The 13,610-nt window shown below is 61.0% G+C and carries 12 protein-coding genes; 7 read left to right on the plus strand and 5 right to left on the minus strand.

What is annotated here, in order from left to right; translation table 11 throughout:
• Nucleotides 1-81: 81 nt before the first annotated feature.
• A complete protein-coding gene (locus ABWV79_RS06600; protein ID WP_353391034.1) occupies nucleotides 82-2,415 on the minus strand; it encodes an aldehyde dehydrogenase family protein in 2,334 nt (777 codons plus the stop codon).
• A gap of 11 nt (nucleotides 2,416-2,426) precedes the next feature.
• On the minus strand, nucleotides 2,427-3,425 hold the full coding sequence (deoC, locus tag ABWV79_RS06605) for a deoxyribose-phosphate aldolase (protein ID WP_353391035.1): 999 nt from the start codon (nucleotides 3,423-3,425) through the stop codon (nucleotides 2,427-2,429).
• 198 nt (nucleotides 3,426-3,623) lie between these two features.
• Here deoC and ABWV79_RS06610 point away from each other — a divergent pair, with 198 nt between their 5' ends.
• The 6 genes from ABWV79_RS06610 (at nucleotide 3,624) to ABWV79_RS06635 (ending at nucleotide 10,901) form a co-directional block, all read left to right on the plus strand.
• Nucleotides 3,624-4,577 (plus strand): metal ABC transporter solute-binding protein, Zn/Mn family, encoded by a 954-nt coding sequence (locus ABWV79_RS06610; RefSeq protein ID WP_353391037.1) that lies wholly within the window; start codon nucleotides 3,624-3,626, stop codon nucleotides 4,575-4,577.
• 1 nt (nucleotide 4,578) lies between these two features.
• Nucleotides 4,579-5,385: a metal ABC transporter ATP-binding protein gene (locus ABWV79_RS06615; protein WP_353391039.1), complete on the plus strand. Its 807-nt coding sequence runs from the start codon at nucleotides 4,579-4,581 to the stop codon at nucleotides 5,383-5,385.
• A gap of 3 nt (nucleotides 5,386-5,388) precedes the next feature.
• Nucleotides 5,389-6,594, plus strand: a complete 1,206-nt coding sequence (locus ABWV79_RS06620; RefSeq protein WP_353391040.1) for a metal ABC transporter permease — start codon at nucleotides 5,389-5,391, stop codon at nucleotides 6,592-6,594.
• Nucleotides 6,591-7,532 carry a metal ABC transporter permease gene (locus ABWV79_RS06625; RefSeq protein ID WP_353391041.1) on the plus strand — a complete coding sequence of 314 codons (942 nt, stop codon included), beginning with the start codon at nucleotides 6,591-6,593 and terminating at the stop codon, nucleotides 7,530-7,532. Before ABWV79_RS06620 ends, ABWV79_RS06625 begins: the two co-directional genes overlap by 4 nt.
• 236 nt (nucleotides 7,533-7,768) lie before the next feature.
• Nucleotides 7,769-9,619 carry a DNA mismatch repair endonuclease MutL gene (gene mutL, locus ABWV79_RS06630; protein ID WP_353391042.1) on the plus strand — a complete coding sequence of 617 codons (1,851 nt, stop codon included), beginning with the start codon at nucleotides 7,769-7,771 and terminating at the stop codon, nucleotides 9,617-9,619.
• Nucleotides 9,620-9,671: 52 nt separating this feature from the next.
• Nucleotides 9,672-10,901 carry a DNA recombination protein RmuC gene (locus tag ABWV79_RS06635; RefSeq protein ID WP_353391043.1) on the plus strand — a complete coding sequence of 410 codons (1,230 nt, stop codon included), beginning with the start codon at nucleotides 9,672-9,674 and terminating at the stop codon, nucleotides 10,899-10,901.
• A 3-nt stretch (nucleotides 10,902-10,904) separates the two neighbouring features.
• Here the strand turns inward: ABWV79_RS06635 and ABWV79_RS06640 are convergent, their stop codons facing one another.
• From ABWV79_RS06640 to ABWV79_RS06650, 3 genes are read right to left on the minus strand one after another with little or no spacing between them, the layout of a single operon-like run.
• Complete coding sequence (locus ABWV79_RS06640; RefSeq protein WP_234899431.1) at nucleotides 10,905-11,309, minus strand: hypothetical protein; 405 nt, start codon at nucleotides 11,307-11,309, stop codon at nucleotides 10,905-10,907.
• A 50-nt stretch (nucleotides 11,310-11,359) separates the two neighbouring features.
• Entirely contained in the window at nucleotides 11,360-12,010 is a 651-nt protein-coding gene (locus ABWV79_RS06645; RefSeq protein ID WP_170756004.1) for a ChrR family anti-sigma-E factor, read from the minus strand.
• 10 nt (nucleotides 12,011-12,020) lie between these two features.
• A complete protein-coding gene (locus ABWV79_RS06650; protein WP_170353969.1) occupies nucleotides 12,021-12,677 on the minus strand; it encodes a sigma-70 family RNA polymerase sigma factor in 657 nt (218 codons plus the stop codon).
• A gap of 147 nt (nucleotides 12,678-12,824) precedes the next feature.
• On the opposite strand from ABWV79_RS06650, the gene ABWV79_RS06655 reads away from it, so the two are divergent.
• Nucleotides 12,825-13,598 (plus strand): DUF1365 domain-containing protein, encoded by a 774-nt coding sequence (locus ABWV79_RS06655; protein ID WP_170353658.1) that lies wholly within the window; start codon nucleotides 12,825-12,827, stop codon nucleotides 13,596-13,598.
• The last annotated feature ends 12 nt before the right edge of the window (nucleotides 13,599-13,610 follow it).

The raw sequence follows: 13,610 nt of genomic DNA on the forward strand, positions 1-13,610 counted from the left end.
GTCAGGCAAGCGGCTTTGTCTGTGACCCCATTCACAAAATGTCTGCACATGAGCGGGCTTTCGCCTGCGTTCTGTATCGCTTTACTCGCCGTAGGGCACCCAGATGTTCTTGACCTCGGTCGCGGCCTGCAAAAAACGGCGTGTGTGGTCGATGCTCCAGTCGGTTGTCGCGCCGTTATTGACCCATGTACGTTTCAGGTTCCCTGCAGATACAACCTCAATCTCTTTGGACAGGTCAGTGGACGAGAACGTCCAGACCGCATCCACGTTCATGTGTGAGGCAAGTGGTTTCGCCAGCTCCGCGTGACTGCCGGTCAGGATGTTGACCACCCCTGCGGGTACATCCGAGGTTTCAAGGATCTGATAGAAATCCGTCGCCGCCAACGGATAGGGCTCGGATGCGGCCAGCACCACCCGGTTGCCCATCGCAATTGCGGGGGCCATGGTCGAGATCAGGCCCAGCAGCGGGGCTTCATCCGCGCAGAGCGCGCCGATCACACCGACGGGTTCCTTCATCGCAAGGGCAACGCCCCGGATCGGGACGCCATGCACCTGACCGTCATACTTGTCGGCCCATGCAGCGGCGGTGAACAGGCGCTGAATCGAGGTTTCAACCTCGGCCGCGCCGGTTTGGCCGCCGGTCATGGCGTCGATCCGGGCGGCGAATTCATCCGCGCGGGCCGAGAGGTTTTCGCCGATGTAGTACAGGATCTGCGCCCGCAGATGGCCGGTGGTCTTGGACCAGCCTTTCGCGCCTGCCGCGGCCTCAACCGCGTTGCGCACGTCTTTGCGGTTGGCCAGCCCTACATGTCCCAGCAGGCCGGATTTGCCCCCGACGGGTTTCGAATAACCGCCATCGGGCCGTGCCTGTTTGCCGCCCACATACATCTTGGCGGTGCGATCAATAGGATCAACCGGCGCGCCTTGGCCCATTGCAGCCTCGACCTTTGCCAGCGGCTTGGTCTTGCCTTTGGGCTTGGTATAGGCGGCCAGCCCTTCCCAGCCGCCTTCACGGCCAAAGCCGCTTTCGCGTACTCCGCCGAACCCGGCAGCGGCGTCAAACAGGTTGGTGGCATTCACCCAGACCACGCCCGCAACCAGCTTGGGCGCGATATCGAGCGCTAGGTTTACGTTCTCGGTCCACACGGTCGCGGCCAGCCCATAGCGGGTGTTGTTGGCCAGTTCGACCGCCTCAGTAGGCGTGCGGAAGGTCGAGGAGACCAGAACCGGGCCGAAGATCTCTTCTTGCATCAGCGGATCGGATGTCTCCAGACCCGAGATCAGCGTGGGCGGATAATAGCAGCCGTTCTCGGGCAGCGCGCAGGCCGCCTGATAAACCTCGCCTGCGGTGTTGCTGTCGACCATGCCTTTGATCGTCTGCAACTGGATCGGGTCCACAACCGCGCCCACGTCGATGCACTTGTCCAGAGGATCGCCGATGCGCAAGCCGTCCATCCGCGCGCGCAGCTTGGCGTGGAATCGGTCGGAAATGCCTTCCTGTATCAACAGGCGCGAGCCCGCACAGCAGACCTGACCCTGATTGAACCAGATCGCATCGACCAGCCCTTCAATGGCGCTATCGAGATCGGCATCGTCGAACACGATATAGGCGGATTTACCGCCCAGCTCCAACGTCAGTTCCTTGCGGGATCCAGCAGTCGCCTCGCGGATGCGTCGCCCAACGGTGGTTGAGCCGGTGAAGGCAACCTTGTCCACGTCGGCGTTGACGATCATCTCACCCACCGCGCCGTCGCCGGTGACGATATTGACCACGCCCTTCGGCAGTCCGGCCTGCGTGCAGATGTCAGCAAACAGCAATGCGGTCAGCGAGGTATACTCGGCAGGCTTCAGAACCACCGTGTTCCCCATCGCCAGCGCGGGCGCGATTTTCCACGCTAGCATCAGCAACGGGAAGTTCCACGGGATGATCTGCCCGCAAACGCCCAGAGCCTGGGCATCGGGCAATTCGCTTTCCATCAGCTGCGCCATGCCAGCGTGGTAATAGAAGTGCCGCTGGGCCAGAGGGATGTCGATGTCGCGCGATTCACGGATCGGTTTGCCGTTGTCCAGGCTTTCCAGCACCGCAAACAAACGCGAATGCTTCTGCAGCAGGCGCGCAATGGCATAGAGATACCGCGCACGTCCCGCGCCGCCCAGTTTCTCCCACTTCGGCTGTGCTTTCCCGGCGGCGGCCACCGCGGCGTCCACATCGGCCTGTTTGGCTTGGGTCAGCTTGGCCAACACCTCTCCGGTCGCCGGGTTGCGGCTGTCAAAGCCTTTACCGGGTTTGGTGAAGGCCCCGTCGATATAGTGGCCGAATTTGTCACCCTGATCGACCAGCCAAGCCAGCGCCTCGGCTGCGCTTTCGGGGGCTGGGCCGTAATCCATGGTTTCGAAAATCTCTTTGACTGTCATTGTTCTTGTCCTCAGCCCATGGAGTGACGGTAGCCAGCCGAGTACGCCCCGGTGACATAATGTTCCAACTGCCGCTCGATATCGCCCAGCAGTGACGAGGCGCCGAACCGGAACAGGTCCGGCTCCAGCCAGCGATCGCCCAACTCGTCCTTGATCAGCGACAGATAGACCAGTGCATCCTTGGCCTTGGAAATCCCGCCCGCAGGTTTGTAGCCGACGCGGTATCCTGTGCGGTCATAGTAATCGCGGATCGCGCGGATCATCACCAGCGACACGGGCAGGGTAGCGTTGACGCTTTCCTTGCCGGTCGAGGTCTTGATGAAATCCGCCCCCGCCATCATGCACACGACCGAAGCACGCGCGACATTGCGCAGGCTGCCCAGCTCTCCGGTCGCCAGAATGGCTTTGACATGGGCATCGCCACAGGCGGCGCGGAAGGCCTTCATCTCGTCATACAAAGCCTGCCAGTCACCCGACAGCACGTGACGGCGCGAGATCACGATGTCGATTTCCTCGGCCCCGGCCTTCACGCTTTCTTCGATCTCGGCCACGCGCAGATGGAACGGCGACAGGCCCGCCGGGAACCCGGTCGAGACAGCAGCCACTGGAATGCCAGTGCCTTTCAACGCCACAACAGCGGGTTCGATCATGTCGTGATAAACACAGACCGCGCCAGTGGTGATCGGCGGCATATCCATTGCCTGCAGCAGTGCGGGCGCAACGGGCTGGCGCGCCTTGGCGCACAGGCGGCGCACTCGGCCCACCGTGTCATCGCCCGACAACGTGGTCAGGTCGATCATCGTGATCGCCTTCAGCAGCCATGCGGCCTGATAGTCTTTCTTTACCGAACGACGACCGGGCAGGGTTGCGGCACGGCGTTCAATGGCCGAGGTGTTGGCCTGCACGGCGCGCACCCAGTCCAGATCCAGATCCATGCCCGGATTGCGGGGTTCGGTCACTTGCGGCAGATGCGCGGTGCGCACGGCGCTTTTAGGGCTCTGCGTTTCCATTCTCACATCCTTTGGGAGGTTTGCGCCAAAATCGCACGGGTTGCGCCCAAATGAAAGGCAAACCGGCAATTCAAAGACAACTTTTTGTCCATTTGGTCAAAAATAAATGCTTTGTTGCGAATAATTCGCAATAGCATTGACTAAGTTGCGAATGGTTCTCATATTAATGGTCGTGGGGATATCAGATCGGGGTCTGACATGATTCGTCGTAACTTTCTTGCTGCGTTGGCTTTGGCTGTCGCTTTGCCAATTTCGGCCCATGCCGAAACGCCACTGAAAGTGGTTGCGACAACCGGTATGATTGCCGACGCCGTGCGCCAGGTCGGTGGCGATCAGGTCGAGGTCAAGGGCCTGATGGGCCCCGGCGTCGATCCGCACGCCTATCGCCAGACCCGCAGCGACATCGTCGCCATGACCCGCGCGGACCTGACCCTGTGGCACGGCTTGTATCTTGAGGCGCAGATGGAGGATTTCTTTCACGACCTATCCCGCAAGCGCAACGTGGTGGCCGTGGCCGAAGGGATCGACACGTCCAAGCTACGCGCCCATGACGATTACGCCGACAAATACGACCCGCATGTGTGGATGAGCCCGGCCCTGTGGCGCGACGTGGTGGTTCAGGTGCAAATTGCGCTGACCGACACCCGCCCCGAAGCGGCCGAGATTTTCGCCTCCAATGCGCAAGCCCATCTGGCCGAGATTGCTCAGTTGGAAGCCTACGGGAAACAGATGCTGGCCGCCGTCCCAAAGGACAATCGCATTCTGGTGACGGCCCACGACGCATTTGGCTATTTCGGTGCGGAATACGGCTATGAGGTGTTGGGCATTCAGGGCATCTCGACCCAGTCCGAGGCCGGTCTGAACCGGATCGGCGAACTGGTTGATACGCTGGTTGATCAGCAATTGACAGCGGTGTTCGTGGAAAGCTCGGTCTCGGATCGGTCCATGCGCGCGCTGATCGAGGGTGCCGCGGCCAAGGGGCATCAGGTGGATGTGGGCGGAGAGCTGTATTCCGACGCCATGGGCGAGCCGGGCACCTATGAAGGCACCTATATCGGAATGCTGGATCACAATATCACTGTCATTGCCAGCGCGCTGGGTGCGGATGCACCGGCACTGGGCATGAATGGCAAATTGTCGGCGGGGTTCTGAGATGACACTTGAACTGGCCGCAAATCACGGAGTTTCGGTTCAGGAAAATGGGCTGGGCGGTAGCCCTCTGGCCGTTCGCGGGCTGACCGTGTCTTACGGTCAGAAACCGGCGGTATTCTCGGTGGACATGACGGTGCAGCCCGGTGCGATGACGGCCATTATCGGGCCGAACGGCGCTGGCAAGTCGACTATGCTGAAGGCTGCGTTGGGGATTGTGCCCGCGCTGTCGGGCCAGGTGACGGTTTACGGCGACGCGCTTGAGAAACAGCGCGCTCGCATCGCCTATGTCCCGCAGCGCGCCAGCGTCGATTGGGATTTCCCGACCCGCGTGATCGACGTGGTGCTGATGGGCCTCTCACGCGAATTGGGTCTGTTGGGCCGCATTCGGGGACGCCATCGCGCGCAGGCTATGGATTGCCTGAACCGTGTTGGTATGCGTGATTTCGCGGATCGTCAGATCGGTCAGCTTTCGGGCGGTCAGCAACAACGTGTCTTTCTAGCCCGCGCTTTGGCGCAGGGGGCTGATCTGTATCTGCTGGACGAACCCTTTGCCGGGGTTGATGCAGCCACCGAAAAGGCCATCATCGCAGTGCTGAAAGCGCTGAAAGAGGCCGGGAAGACCGTGGTTGTCGTGCATCACGATCTGGCCACCGTCACCGACTATTTCGACCATGTCTTCCTGATCAACACCAGCAAAGTGGCCGAGGGCCCGGTGGATCAGGCCTTCACCGCCGAGACCCTGCAAGCCGCCTATGGAGGCCGTCTGGCGACTGCCCAGATCGACCAGATCTCGCGCGCGTTGGGGTAATCCATGCTTTGGGACGCCTTGACCCTTCAGCTGGGCTATAACGCCTCGCTGGTCGCCATCGGGGCTGCGCTGCTGGGCGTGTCGGCGGGGGTGACAGGGACGTTCCTGTTTCTGCGCAAACGCGCGCTGGTCAGCGACGCGATCAGCCATGCAACGCTGCCGGGTGTGTGTCTGGCCTTTATGGTGCTGGTCGCCTTTGGCGGCGACGGGCGTAATCTGCTGGGACTGCTGGCTGGTTCGGCCCTGTCGGCTTGGGTGGGCCTGCTGTGCATGAACTGGCTAACCCGCCACACGCGACTGGCCGAGGATGCCGCGATTGGTGCGGTTTTGTCGGTATTCTTCGGCTTTGGCATAGTGCTGCTGACTGTCATCCAGACCATCGGCGTGGGCCGTCAGGCGGGGCTTGAAGGGTTCCTGCTGGGCTCGACCGCCGGGATGCTCTGGGCCGATGCGCTGGTCATCGCGCTGGGCGGGGCGGCCACGCTGGTGCTGGTAATGATCCTGCGCCGGCCCATGACCATGGTGGCCTTTGACCCCGAATATGCCGCCGCCCGGGGGCTGCCGGTGCATCGCATCGACCTTGCGATGATGGGGCTGGTGATGGCCGTCACGGTGGTGGGGCTGAAAATCGTCGGCCTGATCCTGATCGTGGCGCTGCTGATCATTCCCGCTGTCACGGCGCGGTTCTGGACCGAACGGTCCGACCGCGTGGTGCTGCTTGCCGGGATTGCCGGAGGGGTATCGGGCTATGTGGGCGCGGCGCTGTCGGCCTCGGCCCCTAACCTGCCGACGGGTCCGATCATCGTGCTGGTAAGCTTTGCCCTGTTTGCCCTGTCGCTGCTGCTGGCCCCGGTGCGCGGCGTTCTGGCCGCCGTGCTGCGCCATTTGCGGTTTCAGCGCCGGGTGCATATCCGTCAGGGCCTGCTGGCGCTGGCGCAGGGGCAGAAGATTTACGAGCCTCTGACCCTGCGTCTGTTGAAGCGCGCCGGTCTGGCCCGCGCCGATGGTGTCGCGACCGAGGCTGGGAAGGCCCGCGCCGCCAAGGCCCTGCGGGATGAAAAACGTTGGGAAATTGTCCGCGCGGATCAGGCGCATGAGGCAACAGCGGCGCTGTACGACGGGTTGCGTGATATCGAGACTGTCCTGACCCGAGACCAGATCGCTGAAATCGACCGTCAGATCGGCGGCCCACAGGGGGTGATGGCATGAGCGGTGAAGAGTTTGTCCCCCTGTCCCTTACGCCCTTGCTGATTGGCACATTCGCGGCGATTGCCTGCGCGTTGCCGGGTAATTTTCTGGTGCTGCGTAAACAGGCGTTGATCGGCGATGCGATCAGCCATGTGGTGCTACCGGGGATTGTCGTGGCCTTTATCCTGACCGGAGCAATATCCACATGGCCCATGATGCTGGGTGCGGCGGGGGCCGCAGTGGTCGCCGTGGTAATGATCGAAGCGATCCGGAGACTGGGCCAGATCGAACCCGGTGCCGCGATGGGTGTGGTCTTTACCACCATGTTCGCCGCCGGGGTGCTGTTGCTGGAACAGACCGATACTTCGACCGTGCATCTGGACGTGGAACATGCGCTCTATGGCAATCTGGAAAGTCTGATCTGGCTCGACTCAGTGGGTTGGTCTTCGTTGCTGGATCTGACCGCGTTGGCTGGGCTGCCACCTGAACTGCCGCGCATTGCCGCGACTTTGCTGGGTGTAACGCTATTCATCTGGTTGTTCTGGCGACCGTTGAAGATTTCCACCTTCGACGAAGGGTTCGCCCGCACTATCGGCATCCGCACGGGGGCGCTGGGCCTGGCGCTGGTGGTGGTTGCGGCGATTGCGGCGGTGGCGGCCTTTGACGCGGTGGGGTCGATCATCGTGATCGCCATGTTCATCTGCCCCCCCGCCGCCGCGCGGATGATGACCAACCGGTTAGAGAGTCAGATCGCTTGGTCCGTTGCCTTTGCAGTGGTTTCCGCCGTTGCGGGCTATGTTCTGGCAGGCTATGGGCCGCTTTGGTTGGGTATGGCCGATGCAGTCAGTGCGGCCGGTATGATTGCTGCAGTCGCTGGTTTGATCCTGGCCGCAGCTGCGATATGGGGGCCGTGCCGGACCCGCGCCGGAGCGCCGAGGCAACAACCCGGTATCGGCTGAACTCCGCCCAGATTTACGCGGTGGTCACAGTTAGCAAGCCTCAATGTGGGTTTCGTGTTACGGAATGTTCACATAAGGCGAACGACCACCACTCACTTTGGACCGTTCGGGCAATCGTTGCCTCTGTGTTGCCACGACGGCTGACACGACGATTGTCCGAACGCCCCCCTCATTCCTTAAACAGTTCAGCGTAAATCAGTGGTAGAATCGCGCACGCATGTGCTAGGTCTAGGGGTATGGCGCAGGCAAACCCCAATATCAGCGATACCCGTCCCGTAATACGACAGTTGGACGATGCTGCGATCAACCGTATCGCGGCAGGCGAAGTGGTCGAACGTCCGGCCTCGGCAGTCAAAGAGCTGGTGGAAAACGCCATTGATGCAGGGTCCAGCCGGATCGCCATCGACATTGCCGATGGGGGTAAGACGCTGATTCGCGTCACCGATGATGGTTGCGGGATCGCGGCCGATGATCTGCCACTGGCGCTGTCGCGCCATGCGACCTCCAAGATCGACGGGTCAGACCTGCTGAACATTCATACTTTTGGCTTCCGGGGCGAGGCGCTGCCCTCGCTGGGCGCAGTAGGTCGGTTGACCATCACCAGCCGCGTGGCCGGGGGGGAGGCAGCGCAGATCAACGTCTCAGGCGGCAGGATGGGGTCGGTCAAACCCGCTGCCCTGCGCACGGGCACGGTGGTCGAGCTGCGCGATCTGTTCTTTGCCACGCCCGCCCGGCTGAAGTTCATGCGCACCGACCGGGCCGAGGCGCAGGCGATCAGCGACACAGTCAAGCGTTTGGCCATGGCCGAACCGTCGATCACCTTTACCCTGCGCGATGTCTCGGGCGGGGGCGAGGGGCGCGTAACTTTCCGCGCCGACCGCGAGAATGGCGATCTGTTCGATGCGTTGCACGCCCGTCTGGCCCGCGTGATCGGGCGCGAGTTTGCCGAGAACGCTCTGCAAATCGACGCCACGCGTGAGGGGATCAGGCTGTACGGATACGTCGCCCTGCCGACCTATTCGCGGGGCGCGGCGGTGGCGCAGTACCTGTTCGTCAATGGCCGTCCGGTGCGGGACAAGATGCTGACCGGAGCGCTGCGGGCGGCCTATTTCGATTTCCTCAGCCGGGATCGCCATCCGGCAGCCGCGCTGTTCATCGACTGTGATCCGACGCTGGTCGACGTGAATGTGCATCCGGCAAAATCCGAGGTCCGGTTCCGCGATCCCGGCGTGGCGCGGGGGCTGATCGTGTCTGCCCTGCGGCACGCGCTGGCCGAGGCGGGGCATCGGGCCTCTTCGACCGTGGCCAATGCGACTTTGGGCGCGATGCGGCCTGAACCGGCACAGCCTGCGCCCGCGCGGGTCTATCAGATGGACCGGCCGTCGCTGGCGGCCCGGCAGGCATCCTATCAGGCGCAGGCTCCGGGCTTTGCGGAACTGTCGCAAGATTACAGCGGCAGCATCGTGGAGCCCGCACCCGTTGTCGCAGAAGGACCCCCGGCGCAGGATCTGCCGCTGGGCGCGGCGCGCGGGCAAGTGCATGAGAACTACATCATCGCCCAAACCGCCGATGGAATGGTGATCGTCGATCAGCACGCCGCGCATGAGCGGCTGGTCTATGAGAAACTCAAACGCCAGATGGCGGAAAACGGCGTCGCTGCGCAGGCGCTGCTGATCCCCGAGATCGTAGAACTGTCTGGCAGCGATTGTGCCCGCCTGATGGCCGTGGCCGACGACCTGACCCGCCTTGGCCTGACGTTGGAGCCCTTTGGTGGCGGAGCTATTGCCGTACGCGAAACCCCAGCCATTCTGGGCGAAGTCGATGCCCGCGCGATGATCCTGGATATCCTTGATGAACTGGCCGATCAGGGCGAAAGCCAGACGGTTCAGGCGCGGATTGAGGCGATCCTCAGCCGGGTGGCCTGTCATGGATCGGTCCGGTCGGGCCGCCGGATGCGGGCCGAGGAGATGAACGCCCTACTGCGCGAGATGGAGGCGACGCCCCATTCCGGCCAATGCAACCACGGGCGGCCAACTTATGTGGAACTCAAACTGTCCGATATTGAACGGCTGTTCGGGCGCAGTTGATCCCTCCACCTGCGTGCGGTATGAAGAATAAAACAAGAACATCCGAGGCGACATGATCGAGATTGCTGGCACCCAAATCGCCCTAAACGACCCCGTGATTCTGATCGGCGGCGGGTTGGTGGCGCTGATCCTCTTACTGCTGTTTCTGTCGCTGCGTGCGGCGCAGCAGTCCGCCCGCATGGCTGAACCGCTGGCGCGGCAGATGGCGCATTTGGGTCAGCATGTGCAGCAATTGGGACAGGGGCAGGAGCAACTCCGTGGCGGGTTGCAGCATGTTTCAGACACGCAGGCCAATGCGCAGGTACAGGTGATCCAGACGGTCGAATCGCGCCTGTCCTCGGTGCAGCAGCAGATGAATGACCGGCTGGCGGATAATGCGATGAAATCCGCGCGTGCTTTGGCCGAGATGCAGGAGAGGATGAAGGAATCGCTGCATGGCTCGTCGAAACAGACCGCGACCTCGCTGACCCAGCTGCAGGAACGGCTGGCGGCCATCGACAAGGCTCAGGACAATATCACCAAACTGTCAGGCGATGTGCTGTCGCTGCAGGATATCCTGTCGAACAAGCAGACGCGCGGCGCTTTTGGGGAAATTCAGCTGAATGATATCGTGTCCAAGGCGCTGCCCTCGGACAGTTTCCGACTGCAGGCGACCTTGTCGAACGGGCGGCGCGCCGATTGCCTGATAAACCTGCCGAACCCACCGGGCCCCATCGTGATCGACAGCAAATTTCCGCTGGAGGCCTATGAGGCGCTGATCGGATCGGCCAACGATGCCGAGCTGAAGGCAGCGGTGCAGATGTTCCGCAGCACAGTTCGCAAGCATATCAACGACATTGCCGAGAAATACATTCTGGATGGCGAAACCGCCGATGGCGCGCTGATGTTCCTGCCGTCCGAGGCGGTTTATGCCGAGCTGCACGCCAAGTTCCCCGAATTGGTGCAGGAGAGTTTCAGCAAGCGCGTCTGGATCGTGTCGCCTACCACCTGCATGGCGACGCTGAACACCATGCGCGCGATCCTGAAAGACGCGCGGATGCGCGAGCAAGCGGGTGCCATTCGCAAGGAATTGGGGATGCTACACAAGGATGTGGAGCGTCTCGGCGACCGGGTGTCCAATCTGGACCGCCACTTTGGACAGGCGGCCAAGGACATCTCGGAAATCAAGATCAGCGCCGAAAAGGCTGGCCGCCGGGCGCAGCGGCTGGACAATTTCGATTTCGAGGAACTGGCCCCGGACGATCACTCCAATGTGGTACCGCTGGGCAAGACAGAAGGTTAGCCGCTACTGGATCGACAGGTCCAGATTGTAACCGACCGTCTTGCCGGTATCGCGATCATTGCCCATCAGGTAAACGCGGATCGTGTAATCTCCGCTTTGGGGCAGGGCGATACGCGCGGTGTTGCCGTCGATCGAACCGATATAGATCGCCTCACCCTCGCTGCCCGGTGGCAGGATGTTGAAATAGATCACGCCGTTGCCATTGGTATCGCTGACCTTCAGATCGGCGAAAATCTCTTGACCGGCCTGAGCGCCCAGCTTGTAGTCGAAATACTCGTCCCCGGTGATGGTGCCGTTGACCATCGTGCCGTAATTGCCGGGTTGGAATTTGACCTCGGCGACGCGTTGGGCCGAGGCCGAAGTGGCCAGACCCAGGATTGCTGCGATAAAGATCAGGCGTTTCATCATGCACTATCCTCCGACGAATGACGGCAGCTTAGCACAACGTGTCTCTGCCGTCAGATTCGTAGAAAAGGCTGGAACAGGCGCGGCATCAGCTTGTTGAACTTCAACGGTGCGTCGGTCACGGCCAGACAGATGCAATCCTCGGACATATCGGCCGTGGGCGTGTGATGCAGGTCCTCGTCTGCGATTTCCACATCGCCGCGGGCGAAATGGTCGACCTCATCCGAAAACGCCCCTTGCAAGACCATTGTCAGCTCCATCCCGTTGTGGCTGTGGTCCGGTACGGCGGCCCCAGCGGGGATAAACAGCAATCGCGCGGTTGCTTCACTAGTAGTCGGCAGGATAGCCTGTTTCACACCCATGCCGATTGAGCGCCACTTGATCGCCTCAACATTTCCGCCCACGTAATCCTGCAACGGAGCAGGCAGGACCGAACATCCCGGTTGGGCTGGTTTTGCAATCGGTGCACCTTGCGCAATCAACGCCATAGTTGCCGCAAGCGATCCGTCGCTCATCCGAGCGGCGCTTTCCTGATCTTCCAGGACACAGCCCCCGACGGCATCAAAGCTTTCGGCCCGCGCGCGGCAGTGGTCGCACAGAGACAGATGCGTAGCGACCATGAGGTCGAACGCTTCGGGCAGATTGCCTGCGGCGTAAGCCATCAGCAGGTCATCCGTCAGGTGATGTTTTATGTTTTTGCTCATCGTCGTTGTCTCAATTCATCGAATGGCGCAAGCGGTCCAACGCCAATCTAATTCGCGATTTGATCGTGCCCAGTGGTAATCCGGTTTGCGAGGCAATTTCTCGGTGGCTCAGGTCACCGAAATAGGCCTTTTCGATCAATTCTCTTTGCGCCTCTGGCAACGCGGTCATCGCGTCGCGCAGCTGCGCGGTTTCCTGTTGCAGCGCCATAATGTCGTGCTGGTCCGGCTCGGCCTCGGGTCCCCATCCCAGATCTTCGGGCTCGGGGCGGCGTTGCTTGCGCAGCACGTCAATGCGCTTGTTCCGAGCAATCGTGAACACCCATGTGGCCACCGTTGCGCGGGCCGGATCGAACAGATGCGCCTTGTGCCACAAGGTGGCCATCACCTCTTGCGCACATTCCTCGGCCAGGGTCACGTCCGACCCCGATTTTATCAGGAACGCTTTGACCCGAGGCGCAAAATGCTGGAACAGCTCGGCAAATGCCGCCTGATCCTGCGCGTCGCGGATACGGGCAACATGGTTAACCCACTCCGTTCTGGTCTCGCAATTGCCGTCTGCGTGGTTCACCGGTCGTCCTTTTACTCGTTGTTTCCCGCGCGGGGGCATAACAACGGGCTTTTCAGCCACCGGTTCACCCAAGCTCGCGGTATCGATCTCGGTAAACATACTCTTTTTACGCGGGCTGTCCCAACTTGGATCACTAAGCACGAAAATTTTAATCCAAACGAGCTGTCTTGTCGTAGTATCCCTATGAATTGGCCGCAAAAAATAAGCGCTGTTTGATCAAATCGCGGGCAGAATGGAAAATGTGGAATGAACCGGATAGACCATATTGCAGGGCAAACCTATCATGGGCGTAAAGGGGCCATCGAAAACGCATTTCGTTATTCGGTCGACTACATCCTGTTTGACCCCGAGAAAAAGGCCGCAACGCCGCGTCTGTTTTCCTTGAACGGCGCAAACATTACGAACTGGAGAGATAGGGACCACGGCGGTGCGCCAGGTAAGGGGCGCGGCGCGGCTTGGTTGCGTGAACAGTTCGATGCGCTGGGCGTTTTGCAACCGGCGCACATCATGCTGCTGACGCAACCCCGTGTTCTGGGCCATGTGTTTAATCCGGTCAGCTTCTGGTTCTGTTTCGATGATTGCGACAACCTTTACTCAGTGGTGGCTGAGGTAACGAACACTTATGGCACGCGGCACAGCTACCTGTGCCACAATGCCAATTTCGCGCCCATCCAACCCACTGATCGCATCGTGGCAGACAAGCTGATGCATGTATCGCCATTTCAGAAGATCGAAGGCTCTTACACGTTTCGATTTGACTACCGCGCTGACCGGGTTGGTATTTGGATTGATTATGGGCGCAAGTCAGGGGGGTTGATTGCCACTCTTACCGGCCCAAGGGCACCTTTGACCGATCGCGCGATCCTCTGGTCTTTGGTGCGACGTCCGTTTGGGGCGCGGCGTGCCTTCACTTTGATCGTGTGGCAGGCGCTTAAACTGAAATTAAAAAAGGCCCAATTCCGTCCTTTCCGTACCGCACCCGTTCCGGATCATCCGATTTCTCGGATACGCAAGTCATAACCCGCCGCTGTT

The sequence above is a fragment of the Ruegeria sp. HU-ET01832 genome (assembly GCF_040371315.1).
Lineage (GTDB): Bacteria > Pseudomonadota > Alphaproteobacteria > Rhodobacterales > Rhodobacteraceae > Ruegeria > Ruegeria lacuscaerulensis_A.